The 12,947-nt window shown below is 62.6% G+C and carries 10 protein-coding genes; 3 read left to right on the top strand and 7 right to left on the bottom strand.

Annotated elements, in window-relative coordinates; genetic code table 11:
- Window positions 1–32 precede the first annotated feature (32 nt).
- From K9B37_RS20350 to K9B37_RS20320, 7 genes are all read right to left on the bottom strand, one after another.
- Window positions 33–581, bottom strand: a complete 549-nt coding sequence (locus K9B37_RS20350) for an acyl-CoA thioesterase (protein WP_224315369.1) — start codon at window positions 579–581, stop codon at window positions 33–35.
- Window positions 581–1,087 (bottom strand): DinB family protein, encoded by a 507-nt coding sequence (locus tag K9B37_RS20345; protein ID WP_224315368.1) that lies wholly within the window; start codon window positions 1,085–1,087, stop codon window positions 581–583. Before K9B37_RS20345 ends, K9B37_RS20350 begins: the two co-directional genes overlap by 1 nt.
- Before the next feature lie 104 nt (window positions 1,088–1,191).
- Window positions 1,192–3,399 (bottom strand): FAD-dependent oxidoreductase, encoded by a 2,208-nt coding sequence (locus tag K9B37_RS20340; protein WP_224315367.1) that lies wholly within the window; start codon window positions 3,397–3,399, stop codon window positions 1,192–1,194.
- A 15-nt stretch (window positions 3,400–3,414) separates the two neighbouring features.
- A complete protein-coding gene (locus tag K9B37_RS20335; RefSeq protein WP_224315366.1) occupies window positions 3,415–4,623 on the bottom strand; it encodes an acetyl-CoA C-acetyltransferase in 1,209 nt (402 codons plus the stop codon).
- Between the two features lie 19 nt (window positions 4,624–4,642).
- Window positions 4,643–4,882, bottom strand: a complete 240-nt coding sequence (locus K9B37_RS20330; RefSeq protein ID WP_224315365.1) for a hypothetical protein — start codon at window positions 4,880–4,882, stop codon at window positions 4,643–4,645.
- Between the two features lie 38 nt (window positions 4,883–4,920).
- Window positions 4,921–6,714 (bottom strand): acyl-CoA dehydrogenase C-terminal domain-containing protein, encoded by a 1,794-nt coding sequence (locus K9B37_RS20325; protein ID WP_224315364.1) that lies wholly within the window; start codon window positions 6,712–6,714, stop codon window positions 4,921–4,923.
- Window positions 6,715–7,196: 482 nt separating this feature from the next.
- Window positions 7,197–7,622, bottom strand: coding sequence for a MerR family transcriptional regulator (locus tag K9B37_RS20320; RefSeq protein WP_224315363.1), 426 nt, complete (start codon window positions 7,620–7,622; stop codon window positions 7,197–7,199).
- A gap of 369 nt (window positions 7,623–7,991) precedes the next feature.
- Here K9B37_RS20320 and K9B37_RS20315 point away from each other — a divergent pair, with 369 nt between their 5' ends.
- The 3 genes from K9B37_RS20315 to K9B37_RS20305 all read left to right on the top strand — a co-directional run bounded on the left by K9B37_RS20315 (window position 7,992) and on the right by K9B37_RS20305 (window position 12,923).
- The gene (locus K9B37_RS20315; protein WP_224315362.1) at window positions 7,992–11,120 is read left to right on the top strand and encodes an SEL1-like repeat protein; all 3,129 of its coding nucleotides are present in this window, start codon (window positions 7,992–7,994) and stop codon (window positions 11,118–11,120) included.
- Window positions 11,121–11,223: 103 nt separating this feature from the next.
- The gene (locus K9B37_RS20310; RefSeq protein ID WP_224315361.1) at window positions 11,224–12,165 is read left to right on the top strand and encodes a sulfite exporter TauE/SafE family protein; all 942 of its coding nucleotides are present in this window, start codon (window positions 11,224–11,226) and stop codon (window positions 12,163–12,165) included.
- Window positions 12,162–12,923, top strand: a complete 762-nt coding sequence (locus K9B37_RS20305) for a TIGR02186 family protein (RefSeq protein WP_224315360.1) — start codon at window positions 12,162–12,164, stop codon at window positions 12,921–12,923. The genes K9B37_RS20310 and K9B37_RS20305 overlap by 4 nt, the downstream gene beginning before the upstream one ends.
- Window positions 12,924–12,947: the final 24 nt, after the last annotated feature.

Here is a 12,947-nt window from a genome sequence, read left to right as displayed (position 1 = left end):
GGACATCGAAGCTACCGCGTCGACTGGCAGGATCAAGGCGCGTTCTTCAGAGCATCCTCCGCGGCCAGGAAGGCCGCGACCTCGGGCGATGGCTCCGGGGGCACAGCTTCGAGCCCAATCGCCTCGAAGAGTCGGCTGATCGCGACGAAGCCCTTGGCCTTGCGGTCATAGAGGCCGGCGCGTACCAGGGCGATGGCATTCAGGATCGGGCTGCCGTTCCGCGACCGGGAGACGAGCCGGTGCTCCATCACCACCCAGGTATCGCCCCACGTGAGAATGCGCGTTTCGAGGACGAAGGGCTGGAACAGGCGCAGCTCTCTGCGGAATCTGATCTTTCCGGCACTGACCACGGGCACCCAGCCCTGACTGATCACACTGCGCCAGAGGCCTGAACGGATCATGATATCGGTGCGTCCCAGATCCATCAGGGTCCAGTAACGCCCGTTGTTCATATGGAGTGACGTGTCGAGGTCATGAGGCCAGACGCGGAAGGTCAGGCGCGACACGTCGTGCGCCGGATCGAGCTTCGGACGAAAGAACGAAGCGATGATCAGGTGCAGGACGCGCAGCCACAGGTTCATTACATTCCCACGCCGCTGACGCGCTGGAACAACGTGAGGTCGAGAGCCGGCGCTGTATGGCCCAGGCCGGTCAGGAGTGCGTGAACCTGACCCCGATGATGGGTCTGGTGATTGAAGATATGCGACAGGATGGATGTCAGAGGCTGCTCGACGGGTGTCGGATCGGTAATGGGTCGATACTGGATGCGTGCCCGAAAGCCTTCTTCGCTCAGGCCATCCACATAGCTCATGATCCGTTCGTCCTCCTTCCAGCGGGCATCCCTCAGTGAGCCGAACTCCTCGAAGAGAATGGCATCCAGACGCGATGGGGCATCGCCCTGTCCGGTGATGCGCCGCATCCAGATCCGATCAGTCGTGAGAAGGTGATTGAGGGTGCCATGGATGGACTTGAAGAAGGCGCCCCGGTCAGCCCGATACTCGGAATCGGTAAGCTCCGCCACGGCATCATAGAGGCGCTGGTTGCACCAGGCATTGTAGGCCGCCAGCATGGCGAAATGCGTTCTCATCGCGGCGTCTCTCCGGTGGATGGCAGGGCGGTCTCGGATGGGTAGAATAGCGAGAAAACTATCATGCCCATCCTTTCGCGAGCCTCTCTCAATGGAGAGGATCATCAGGCGGCCTTTTTAGCCTCAGCCCGTCCATAGAAGGTCTCGCCCGACGCTGCCATGTCGAGCAGGATCTTCGGCGGCGCGAAGCGGTCGCCGTGCTTCGCCTGGAGGGTCCGGCACAGGTCGACGAAAGCCTTCGCTCCCATGAAGTCGATATAGGAGAGGACACCGCCCGTGTAAGGTGCGAAGCCGAACCCGAGGATCGAGCCGACATCCGCCTCACGAGGATCGGTGATCACCCCCTCCTCCACCGTGCGTGCCGCCTCGAGAGCCTGGGTCACGAGCAGGCGCTGCTTCAGCTCCTGCATGTCGAGGGTCTCGGCGTCGAGATGTTCCGGCTGCAGCGCGTTCAAGCCAGGCCAGAGGCGCTTCGAACCGTTCTCGGGATAATCGTAGAAGCCCTTGCGGTTCTTGCGCCCAAGGCGGCCGTCCTTCTCCACGAGCTGCGTCAGGAGCTGCTCCTGCGCGGGAACGACGGCGGCCTCTCCGAGCTGTTCCTTGGTCGCTCGAAGGATCTTGAGGCCAAGATCGACGCCGACCTCGTCGTTGAGGGAGAGAGGACCGACCGGCATGCCTGCCTGCTTGCCGGCATTCTCGATCATCGCCGGCGGCACGCCCTCCAGGAACATCAGATGGCCTTCGAGGATATAGCCGAGCACGCAGCGATTGGCGAAGAAGCCACGGGAATCATTGACGACGATCGGAGTCTTCTTGATCGCACGAACGAAATCGAGCGCCGTGGCAAGCGCCTTGTCCCCCGTCTGCTTTCCGACAATGACTTCCACCAGCATCATCTTTTCGACAGGCGAGAAGAAGTGGATGCCGATGAACTCGTCGGGGCGCTTCGAAGCCTTGGCGAGCCCGCTGATCGGCAATGTCGAGGTGTTCGATGCGAAGATGCACTCGGCCGGAATGACCGCTTCGACCTTCTGAATCACCTCAGCCTTGATCTTGGGATCCTCGAACACGGCCTCGATGACGAGATCGCAATCCTTGAGGTCGCTGTAGTCCGCCGACGGCGTGATGCGTGCCAGAAGCGCATCGCGATCCGCGGTCTTGGCGCGCCCCTTCATGATCTGGTCGGTCATCAGCTTGTGTGAATGGGCTTTGCCCTTCTCCGCCGTTTCCGTATCGCGGTCGACGAGCACGACCTCCATGCCGGCATTGGCCGTCACATAAGCGATGCTCGCTCCCATGAAGCCGGCACCCACGACGCCGATTTTCTTCAGGCTCGTCGGCGGCACGTTCTTCGGCCGGCGCGCGCCCTTGTTCAACTCCTGCATGGACAGGAAGAGGGTGCGGATCATCGCCGCCGCCTCCTTCGAACGCAGGATCTTGGCGAGATAGCGGGACTCCACTTTCAGGGCCTGATCCATCGGAAGTTGAAGACCCTGGTAGACCGCCTCCAGGATCGCGCGGGCGGCCGGATAGTTGTCCTGCGTCTCGCGGCGATAGATGGCATTGGCCGGCGGCCAGATCTGCATTCCGGCTGCGGAATAGACCTTGTTGGACGGAAGCTTATAGCCCTTCTGATCCCACAACGCTTCGGCGGAGCCGCCATTCTTGATCCAGTCCTTGGCAGTCTGAACAAGCTGGTCTCGCGGCACGACCTGGTGCACGAGGCCCATATTGCGGGCCATGAGCGGACGGATCTGGTCGCCCTTCAAGAGCATCTGGAGAGCATCGCCGGTCTGCATCAGGCGGGACACGCGCTGCGTGCCGCCCGCACCGGGGAAGAGACCGACCTTGATCTCGGGCAAGCCGACGCGTGTCGCATCGACATCGGAGAGGACCCGATGATGGCAGGCCAGCGCCAGCTCGAAGGCTCCGCCGAGGCACACGCCATGGATGGCCGCCACGAAAGGCTTACCGCTCGTTTCCAAGCGCCGATAGAGCAGCGAGAGGCGGCGTGACTCCTCGAAGAAGGTGGCCATGGCCTCTTCGAGACCTTTCTCCTTTGCGAGCTTTTCGAACTGCGTCTTCGCTTCCTGCAGCATCGAAAGGTCGGCGCCGCCGGAGAAGCTCTCTTTGCCCGATGTGATGACGCATCCCTTGATCGCTTCGTCGCTCGCGACCTTCTCCACGATCTGCGTCAGCTCGCCCATCACCTCATTGGTAATGACGTTCATCGAACGGCCGGGCATGTCCCAGGTTGCAAGCGCGATCCCGTCGCCATCGACCTCGAAGCGGAAATTGTTGAAGTTCGTCATATCGTCCTCCCAGCCTCAAACGCGCTCAATGACCGTCGCGGTGCCCATGCCGGCGGCGACGCAGAGCGTCACGAGGGCGGTCTGCTTGCCCGTCCGTTCCAACTCGTCGAGCACCGTGCCGAGGATCATGCCGCCGGTCGCGCCCAGCGGATGGCCCATGGCGATGGCACCGCCGTTCACGTTGACCTTGGCCGGGTCGAGCTTCATGGCCTGCATGTAGCGGAGCACGACTGCGGAGAAGGCCTCGTTGATCTCGAAGAGATCGATGTCGTCCTTCGTCATCCCGGCCTTCTTCAGCGCCAGTTCCGACACTTCGATCGGCCCTGTGAGCATGAGGGCGAGATCCGAGCCGATGGAGGCGAATGACTTGATCCGGGCCCGTGGCTTCAGGCCGGCCTTGCGCCCGCCTTCTTCCGAACCGACGAGAACCGCGGAAGCGCCGTCCACGATGCCCGAGGAATTGCCCGCGTGATGGACGTGGTTGATGAACTCCACCTCAGGATGCGCCGCAATGGCGACCGCATCGAAACCGCCCATCTCACCCATCTGCACGAAGGAGGCCTTGAGCTGGCCGAGCGACTGCATGTCGGTCTGCGGCCGCATGTGTTCGTCCTTGGCCAGAATGGTCAGGCCGTTGATGTCCTTGACCGGCACGATCGATTTCTTGAACCGGCCCTCGTCCCAGGCGCGAGCGGCGCGCTTCTGCGATTCGACCGCATAGGCGTCCACGTCGTCACGCGAGAAGCCATACTTCGTCGCGATCAGATCCGCCGAGATGCCCTGAGGCAGGAAGTAACCGGGCACAGCGATGCCCGGATCGACGGGCCAGGCACCGCCCGAGGCGCCCATGCCGACCCGGCTCATGGATTCGACGCCGCCGCCGATGGCGAGATCCTTCATCCCGGTGATCACCTGGGCGGCCGCGAGATTCACCGCGTCGAGCCCCGATGCGCAGAAGCGGTTGATCTGGATGCCCGAAACTTCCTTGCCGAAGCCGGCCTTCAGCACCGAGGCCCGGGCGATATCGCCCCCGGCTTCACCGACCGGGTCGACGCAGCCGAGCACCACGTCTTCCACCAACATAGGGTCGAGATCGTTGCGCTTGCGCAAGGCGTTCAGGGTCGTCACCGCCAGATCGACCGTCGGGACCTCATGCAGCGAACCGTCCGGCTTGCCACGTCCGCGCGGCGTGCGGACGGCGTCATAGATATAGGCTTCAGCCATGGAGGCCTCCTGGTTCCGATTAATTTGTAAGGATCCTTGCAAAGAATGCAAAAGAGCGCACGGCGACCGAGATCAGAGCGCGCATCAACCATGTAAAGAAGAGTTCTGAGAAGAGCTCTGCGAGCATCTCGCCAAGAACCTTGAGGGTTTTGAGACCATAGGACCACGCCTTGCCGGCGATCCAAGCGATACCTGTTCCAAGACCACCTTTAGAAAGCGCAAGAGAGTGTCCGGCTCCGGAAGGAGCCGTTTTCTCCATGCGCCTTTCTTCGTGACGCGGCACAGACCACTCCACTATCAGAACATCTCGACTGGCATTGCCATGGTGATATCGGCACCGCTGGAAATGGCCGCAAGACGTGATGCGGTTTCCGGCATCATGCGTTCCATGAAAAAGCGGCCGGTCAGCAGCTTCGCATCCATTCTCGCAGCGACACCGTTGCCTTGCGCCTTCTTGGCGTTCGCCGCCTTCGCCATCTTGGCCCACATGTAGCCAAGCGCCACGATGCCAAAGAGGTGCATGTAGTCGGTGGCGCCGGCGCCCGCGTTATCCGGCTTCGCCACAGCGTTCTGCATGAACCACATGGTTGCCTGCTGGAGATGTCCGAGGCCCTGCTGCAGCGGGGCGATGAACGCCTTCAGGTTCTCGTCGCCGGCATTCTCCTGGCAGAAGGCACCGACCTCGTTGAAGAAGGCCATGACGGCGCGACCGCCGTCCTTGCCGAGTTTGCGACCGACGAGGTCCATGGCCTGAATGCCGTTCGCGCCCTCGTAGATCATGGTGATGCGGGCATCGCGCACGAACTGCGACATGCCCCATTCCTCGATATAGCCATGGCCGCCGAACATCTGCTGCGCCTTGACCGCGTTGTCGAAACCGACATCGGTCAGCACACCCTTCACCACCGGAGTCAGAAGCCCCATGTGGTCGTCCGCCGACTGACGCTCCGCCTCGTCGGAGGAGCGATGCGCGACGTCGCTCTTGAGCGCCGTCCAGAGCACGAGCGCCCGAGCAGCTTCGTTGAAGGCCTTGATGGACAGAAGCGTGCGGCGCACATCCGGATGGACGATGATCGGATCGGCGGGCTTGTCCGGGAATTTCGGCCCCGTCAACGAACGTCCCTGCAGGCGGTCCTTCGCGTAGGCGACGGCGTTTTGGTAAGCGACCTCGGATTGCGCCAGACCCTGCACGCCGACGGCAAGGCGGGCCTCGTTCATCATCACGAACATGGCATTGAGGCCGCGGTTCTCCTGCCCGATCAGCCAGCCCTTGGCACCATCATAGTTCATCACGCAGGTGGCATTGCCGTGAATGCCCATCTTGTGCTCGAGGGAGCCGCAGGAGACGCCATTGCGCTCGGCTAACGAACCGTCCTCCTTCACCAGGATCTTCGGCACGACGAAAAGCGAGATGCCCTTCGTGCCTGCCGGCGCCCCCTCGATGCGGGCCAGCACCAGATGGACGATATTGTCCGCCATGTCGTGCTCGCCGGCCGAGATAAAGATCTTGGTCCCCGTAATTGCATAGGAACCGTCGCCGTTCGGCACGGCCTTGGTCTTGAGGAGACCGAGATCGGTGCCGCAATGGGGCTCCGTGAGGTTCATGGTGCCTGTCCAAGCACCTTCAATCATCTTCGGAAGATAGGTCTTCTTGATCGTATCGGAGCCGTGAACCAGCAGAGCGGCGATCGCTCCTTGAGTCAGGCCCGGATACATGCCGAGCGCCAGATTGGCTGCGGACATGAACTCCTGCATCACCGAATTCAGTGTCGTCGGCAGACCCTGCCCGCCATATTCCTCAGGAGCCGAGAGCCCCATCCAGCCGCCCGCCGTGAAAGCCTCGTAGGCGTCTTTGAAACCCTTGGGAGTCGTGACCGAACCGTCCGGATGGCGGGTGCAGCCCTCCTCGTCGCCGACCCGGTTGAGCGGAGCGAACGCTTCCTCACAGAGCTTGGCCCCCTCCCCCAGGATGGCCTCCACCGTGTCGGGAGTGGCATCGGCGAAGCCGGGAAGATTGTTGTAGCGCTCGATGGGGAAGACATCGTTGAGCAGAAACATCACGTCTTCGACGGGGGCCTTGTAGACCGGCATGGAACTCCTCCCAGATCGGACGCCGACGACCGAGAGCAATTCGATCGGGTGCGCGAGTGAATAAGATAGTTCACATATAAACTATCAAAACGCACTGGGGAAGAGGTAGAGCACCGATTGCTTGAAGGAATGGAGAGACATCTCCGGCAGGCCGACGGCCCTGGAGAATTTGGACTGGTGCGGGTGCGGGAGAGCGTAAAGCAGCGACAGCGCCCACATTGCTGAAAGGCCACAGCGTTGGAAGGTCGGCAGGCACCGTGAGCTGGCTTGGATGCAAACCGGCAACAGAGTCCAAGAGCCCCACGTCTCAGGCCCAGAAACGACGCCATGGTACGGCAAAGGCAGCAGTCGGGCCATGATCGACCCGACCACTTTATTTGATCCATGTCATGACCGGCTGCGGCGGGCATACGCCCCATGCCCCGCATCAAGCCATGACAGCCTGTCTGTCACGAGCTCGTCGGAAGCGAAGCGACCCGATCTCAGGCAACGTTGATCAAACGAGCCCGGCAGGCGCGGAGCTCGACCAAAGCCTCTTCGACCTCGATCCGCTGCTGCTCAAGATGGGTGATCTGGTCCTCGATCTGGCTCAGCGAGAGGTTGAGATTGGCGGCGATGCCGTTGTTCCCCCGCTCCTCCGCCAGCATGGCCCGGATCTCGGTCAGCGTGAATCCAAGCTGTTTCCCTTTCAGGATCACCGACAGCCGGTCGCGGTCCCGTGCATCGTAGATGCGTGCGGTTCCTTCCCGGCGCGGTGCCAGGAGGCCGCGATCCTCATAAAAACGCAATGTCCTGAGTGTGACGCTGAATTCCCGCGCCAAATCACCAATCGTATAAAACCTGGAATCGTCCGCCTCTGCCCTCGTTTCGGAGAGGACAGCGAAGTTCACAGCGACGCCGTTGCTCATTGTTTGCCCCGTATTCTTCAATCTTTGCAGCAAGAAGGTGTCTGGAATCGACCTTCCTGGCGCAATAATAATGCAATGATAGAACATTAACCATGGTTTCCGCAAGTGCAGGGCCACAAGACGGTCATTTGGCGCAAGGGAAAACCGCGACGAAGGCAGCGGGCCGCAATCCGGCTAAGCATCGAGACACGCTTAAATGCCTCAGCTTAACGGCTTTTTTACCACGATGGCGAAAAACTGAGCCATCGGCTGGAGGGCACGGCAGGCATGGGCGATTCGGCCCCGCCCCACACCCGGCGGTCGCCGGCACGGGCATGACGTGGGGTCATGAGCCGCCCGGGATATGTACGAGTCCCCACGAGCATGGCCATGAGACGACCCGACCCCGCCCATCTCGATGCTCTGGACCCCGAGACTCGGGCGGCCGCCGAGAAGGCCGCGCTGCGGGCTGGCCTGAGCCTGGAAGACTGGGTTGCACGCGTGGTGTCTCGATCAGGGGAAGAACCATCGCTGGCGCGATCCGAGGGCTTCTCCGAATCCGAACTTTCTTCCGTCGTTTCCTCACGACCATGCGCCGATCCTCCGGGACGTGAGTTCGAAACGATCATGGCCACAGCCAGGGCAGCCGAGGCGGAGCGGCGTCCCGACCAGGCGTCCCGCGACACCGTCGTGCTGGAATCCATGGCTCTATGGATCGAGCAGGCCGAGGAGCGCCTCAGCGAGGCGACCCGCCTTTCTACCCATCAACGGAACCGCCTTGATGCCGTCGAGCGCCAGGTTGCCGCGGTATCCGATCCGGCGCGGGCCACAGGCTCGCCGGAAGATGCGATGAAAACCCTCGCCCCAGTGACGGACGCCCTCACGAGTCTACGCACGGATGTGTCACGGCTGACGAAGCATCTCGATCAGCCTTCCCCGGCGGCCTTCGGAGAGATCCGGCAGGACATCGATCGACTGCGCGCCGGTCTGGAGAAGCTCGCCTCGCGGAGCGAGGTGAGCACGCTCAATGAGACGTTCCGCCTGCTCGCACGGGATCTGGAGCGAGGTCCATCGAGCAAGGATTTGCTCACCCTTGCCGGTTCGGTCGCCGGGATGAACCGCCGAATCGAAAACCTGTCCAATGCCGTTACGGACAATACGCATCGGCACATCGGGGCTGAAATCGATTTCATCAGGGGCAAGATCGAGCGGCTGAGCGAGACGAGTGTCGACCGCTCCGTCATCGATTTCCTCAGCAGCCAGATCGTCGATCTGCGCCAGGATCTTGCCCAGCGGGCCGAACCGCAGCAGATCGACGCCCTCGCGCAATCCCTGGCGGATCTCGATCGCCGACTGGCGGACATGCAGGCGTCACAGGTATCGGGCCGAGATCTCGCTACGCTCCGGAGTTCCCTGGAAGATGTCTGCGCGGCCCTGAACCGTTCGGTGCTTGCCCAGGAACAGAGCGACGTGCCGCAGCAGCTCCAGGATATAAGCCTCCGCCTCGACCAGCTGGTGAGCAGGCCCGTCCCGGAGCCGGCCAACCTCGACCCTATCGCCGAACAGCTTGCGACCCTCACTGAGCACATGGCCCACATGGTCGACGGGCGCTTGGAACAGACCGAAACGATCAACGGCCTTTTCAACCGGCTATCGACGCAGATCAGCGCGGCGGCGGAAGCGACCTCGTCGCTGCGACAGCCCCTTCTCGAACGGTTCGAGCGCCTCGAGGAGGAGCTGCGGCGGGCCGATCCCTCTGCGCTCGCCCAGATGCTCCGATCACTGCAGGCAAAGCTAGACCAACCGGCCCCATCCCTGACGGCCCTGGACGAGCGCATCGCCAGTGTCTCCGAACAGCTTTCACGGACACCGGAGATCTATCGGCAGGCCTTCGAGGAAGCGATCGGGCACGTGGCGACGCTGCAGAACGACACCGCGCGGATTGCCGAGCAGGCGGTTGCCGCCGCTGTCAGAGATGCCAGTGTCGGCCCGAACACCGCCAGCGAACTCGAAGCCCTGAAGGCGGGATTCGCAGAGATCAAGGCGCTCCAGCTACGGGCAGATCGCAAAACCCAGCAGGCGCTCATCGCAGTCCATGATGCGCTGGAAACCCTCGTCACGCGCGTTGCTGTCCCCCCGACTGCGGCCGCGAACAGCAGCACCAAAGCGGCATCTGATCTGCCCCCGCCGGACCGCCTCGAAGCCGCCGTCCGCAGGCTCCATGCGTCGGCCCTGTCTCAGATCGAAGACATCGCCGCCACGATACCGAAGCCCGTAGCTCCAGACCATCAGCCGAATGAAGCCGGTACGCCGCGGGTCACGCCTGCCGAATCCGAGGACGAGGCGCTTGCAGATGTGAGAGCAAGCTTCATTGCGGCGGCCCGCCGAGCCTCGCGAACCCTGGCCTCCGCACCCGCCGATCTTTCGGTCTCGGAGAACGAGAGGCTCCTTGAGATCGAAAGCGATCAAGTTTCCTCGACTCCAGAGCTCTTGGCGGCCCCGAGCAGCGAGGCTCCGCGAGGCACACCGTCACTTTTCGAGCGGCTTCGCAGGACCCTCGACGCTCATCGCCGTTCGCTGCTTTTGGGCCTCGCTCTGCTCGTCCTCGGCACAGGCACGGCTCAGATCCTCTCGAACGCTCCTCACGCCTCCGCCTCCGGGGCGACTGAACCTGTCGTCGACGCAGCACCGTCCATGGCCCAGGCCGACGAAGGAACAGGAAGCATCGTCCCGACAGCTGTCGCAGCAGATCAGACGGGCCTCTTCGAGCCGACGCATCTTTCGGGCACGCCGGTCACCGCGGAGAGCTTCGTCACAAGCAAATTCACGGTCGACCCGGGAACGCTCGGCACGATGCCCGCGGAGATTCCGGATGCGCTGCGGCAGGCAGCCCTGGCCGGCGATGGGACGGCTGTCTACGAGATCGCGCTCAGAGCCCTGGAAGGGCGTGGTCTCCCGCGCGATCCGACACTCGCTCTCCGCCTCTTCGAACGAGCGGCGCAGGCGGGCCTCGTTCCGGCTCAGGAACGTCTCGCTATCATGTACGACAAGGCGATCGGCACCCCTCGAGACGTGAAGCTCGCCTCCGCCTGGTACGAGCGGGCTGCTCAGGGCGGCAATGTCCGCGCCATGCACAATCTCGCGACTCTCCTGGCAGCCGGAATCAGTGGCAAGCCCGACTATGCCACGGCGCTGCAATGGTACACGGAAGCCGCGCAGGCCGGCGTTCGGGACAGCCAGTTCAACATAGGCGTTCTCTATGCTCGCGGCGTGGGAGCCCGGAAGGACCCCGCCAAGGCGTTCCAGTGGTTCGCTCTGGCGGCAGCCCAGGGAGACGCGGAGGCTGCCAAGAAGCGCGACGAAATGGCGTCCCGCCTCTCGCCCGCGGATCTCGCTACGGCAAAGACAATGGTCGAGAAATGGCGACCGCGCTCAACCGACCCGCTCGCCAACGAGGTTCCGTCGCGAGGCGGCGACCGCACGGCGGATAGCGGAGCCGATCTTGCGAACAAAAGCTGACAAAAGTTTGATCCTGTCAGTTTCCATTCACACGTCAGCATCTAGAGTAAAATAAACAATGTGACGACCAGGATATGGCTGCACCGGCCATAGGGGGACCGGGGTGCAAATCTATTTGCCGATTGCCGAAATGCCCGTGAGCGTTCTCCTAATCTTGGGATTGGGCGCCGCAGTCGGCTTCATTTCCGGGCTCTTCGGCATCGGCGGCGGCTTCCTGATGACGCCGCTTCTCATCTTCCTCGGCATTCCACCGGCGGTGGCCGTCGCCACGCAATCGGCCCAGATCGTCGCCTCCTCCACCACGAGCGTGCTCAGCGCCATCCGGCGCGGCGCGATCGACTTCAGGCTTGGCGGCATTCTCGTCGCAGGCGGTTTCGTCGGCTCGGCCCTGGGCGTCTGGTTCTTCGCTGCGGCTCGCCGGGCGGGTCTGCTCGATCTCGTGATCGTCGTGTCCTACGTGACGCTGTTCACGGTGGTCGGCAGCCTGATGATGAAGGAGAGCATTCGGGAGTTCTTCCTGCGGCGAAAGCACGGTCCGGTACGGCCAAGGCGCAACGGCGGAAATCACGCACCGTTTCTCGGGTGGCCGGTGCGCATGCGCTTCTACCGGTCGAAGCTCTACGCAAGTGTTATTCCGATCATCGGACTTTCGCTGTTTGTCGGATTTGCCGGCGCGCTGCTCGGCATCGGCGGCGGCTTCATCGTGGTTCCTGCCCTCCTCTACATTTTCCGCGTGCCGACCGGAGTGGTGGTTGGCACGTCGCAATTCCAGATCGTGTGCACGACACTGGTCGCCCTCGTCCTCCATGCGGTGGCGAACCAGGCGGTCGATATCGTGCTGGCGATCTTGCTGATCCTCGGCGGCGTCTTCGGTGCCCAGTTCGGGGCAAGGGCCGGACGTAACCTCCGCGCCGAGCTGTTCCGTTTCCTCCTGGCCATCCTCCTCCTGGCAGTGGGCCTGCGCTTCGCGCTCGAACTCGTCGTGAAGCCGCAGGAACCATTCTCGATCACAGTGCAGGAAACCCGGCAGGAGGCGCGTCCATGAGGATCGCCGTCGCCCTGCTGATCCTTGTAGCCGGGACTGTGTCTGCCCTCGCGGAGAATCTCGTCACGTCCTTGTCTAATCACCGGGTCCTGATCAACTCCAACTACACAGGCACTTCGATTGCTGTCTTCGGCGCCATCGAACGCGACGCGCAGACCATTTCGCGAGCATCGGGCTACGACGCGGTCGTGACGATCCGCGGCCCGCAGCAATTCCTCGTGGTGCGTGAAAAGGAGCGACTCGGACCCTTCTGGCTTAATCAGGATCAGCAGAAGTTTCCGACCGCTCCGGCATACTTGGCAGTCCTGACTTCGCGGCCCATCGCCGAGATCACGAGCGAACAGCTGCGCCGTCGTCAGAAGATCGGCATCCAGGCGATCGTCCACGCTCCCGATTTCACCAATGATCGCGGTGGCCTCGACGAGCCTTTCCGCGAGGCCCTTTATCGCCTCAAAAGCCGCGAAGGGCTCTATCGCGAGAACGAAAAAGGCGTCACCTTCCTGACACCGAACATCTTCAATGCCAGCATTCCCCTGCCGGCGACCGCACCCACGGGCAATTACGACGTGGAGGTGGCGCTCCTCGCCGACACGGTCGTGCTCGCCAGGACGGTGACGCATTTCGAACTTGTGAAGACTGGGTTCGAGCAGCAGGTCGGCGAGATCGCCAGGGACTGGAGTCTGCTGTACGGCCTCTCGACGGCTTTGCTCGCTCTGTTCTTCGGCTGGACGGCCAACGCGGTCTTCCGGCGGGACTGAGGCGTCCAAGCATCAGGCGGAACG

The organism is Microvirga puerhi (genome assembly GCF_020089865.1).
Classification (GTDB): Bacteria; Pseudomonadota; Alphaproteobacteria; order Rhizobiales; family Beijerinckiaceae; genus Microvirga; species Microvirga puerhi.
This window is presented reverse-complemented; position numbering and strand designations above follow the sequence as displayed.

Bases quoted from the DNA above. Each gene is read 5' to 3' on its own strand.
- K9B37_RS20345 (WP_224315368.1), bottom strand. From the start codon at position 1,087: ATGAGAACGCATTTCGCCATGCTGGCGGCCTACAATGCCTGGTGCAAC.
- K9B37_RS20305 (WP_224315360.1), top strand. From the start codon at position 12,162: ATGAGGATCGCCGTCGCCCTGCTGATCCTTGTAGCCGGGACTGTGTCT.
- K9B37_RS20335 (WP_224315366.1), bottom strand. From the start codon at position 4,623: ATGGCTGAAGCCTATATCTATGACGCCGTCCGCACGCCGCGCGGACGT.
- K9B37_RS20315 (WP_224315362.1), top strand. From the start codon at position 7,992: ATGAGACGACCCGACCCCGCCCATCTCGATGCTCTGGACCCCGAGACT.
- K9B37_RS20350 (WP_224315369.1), bottom strand. From the start codon at position 581: ATGAACCTGTGGCTGCGCGTCCTGCACCTGATCATCGCTTCGTTCTTT.
- K9B37_RS20340 (WP_224315367.1), bottom strand. From the start codon at position 3,399: ATGACGAACTTCAACAATTTCCGCTTCGAGGTCGATGGCGACGGGATC.
- K9B37_RS20330 (WP_224315365.1), bottom strand. From the start codon at position 4,882: ATGGAGAAAACGGCTCCTTCCGGAGCCGGACACTCTCTTGCGCTTTCT.
- K9B37_RS20325 (WP_224315364.1), bottom strand. From the start codon at position 6,714: ATGCCGGTCTACAAGGCCCCCGTCGAAGACGTGATGTTTCTGCTCAAC.
- K9B37_RS20320 (WP_224315363.1), bottom strand. From the start codon at position 7,622: ATGAGCAACGGCGTCGCTGTGAACTTCGCTGTCCTCTCCGAAACGAGG.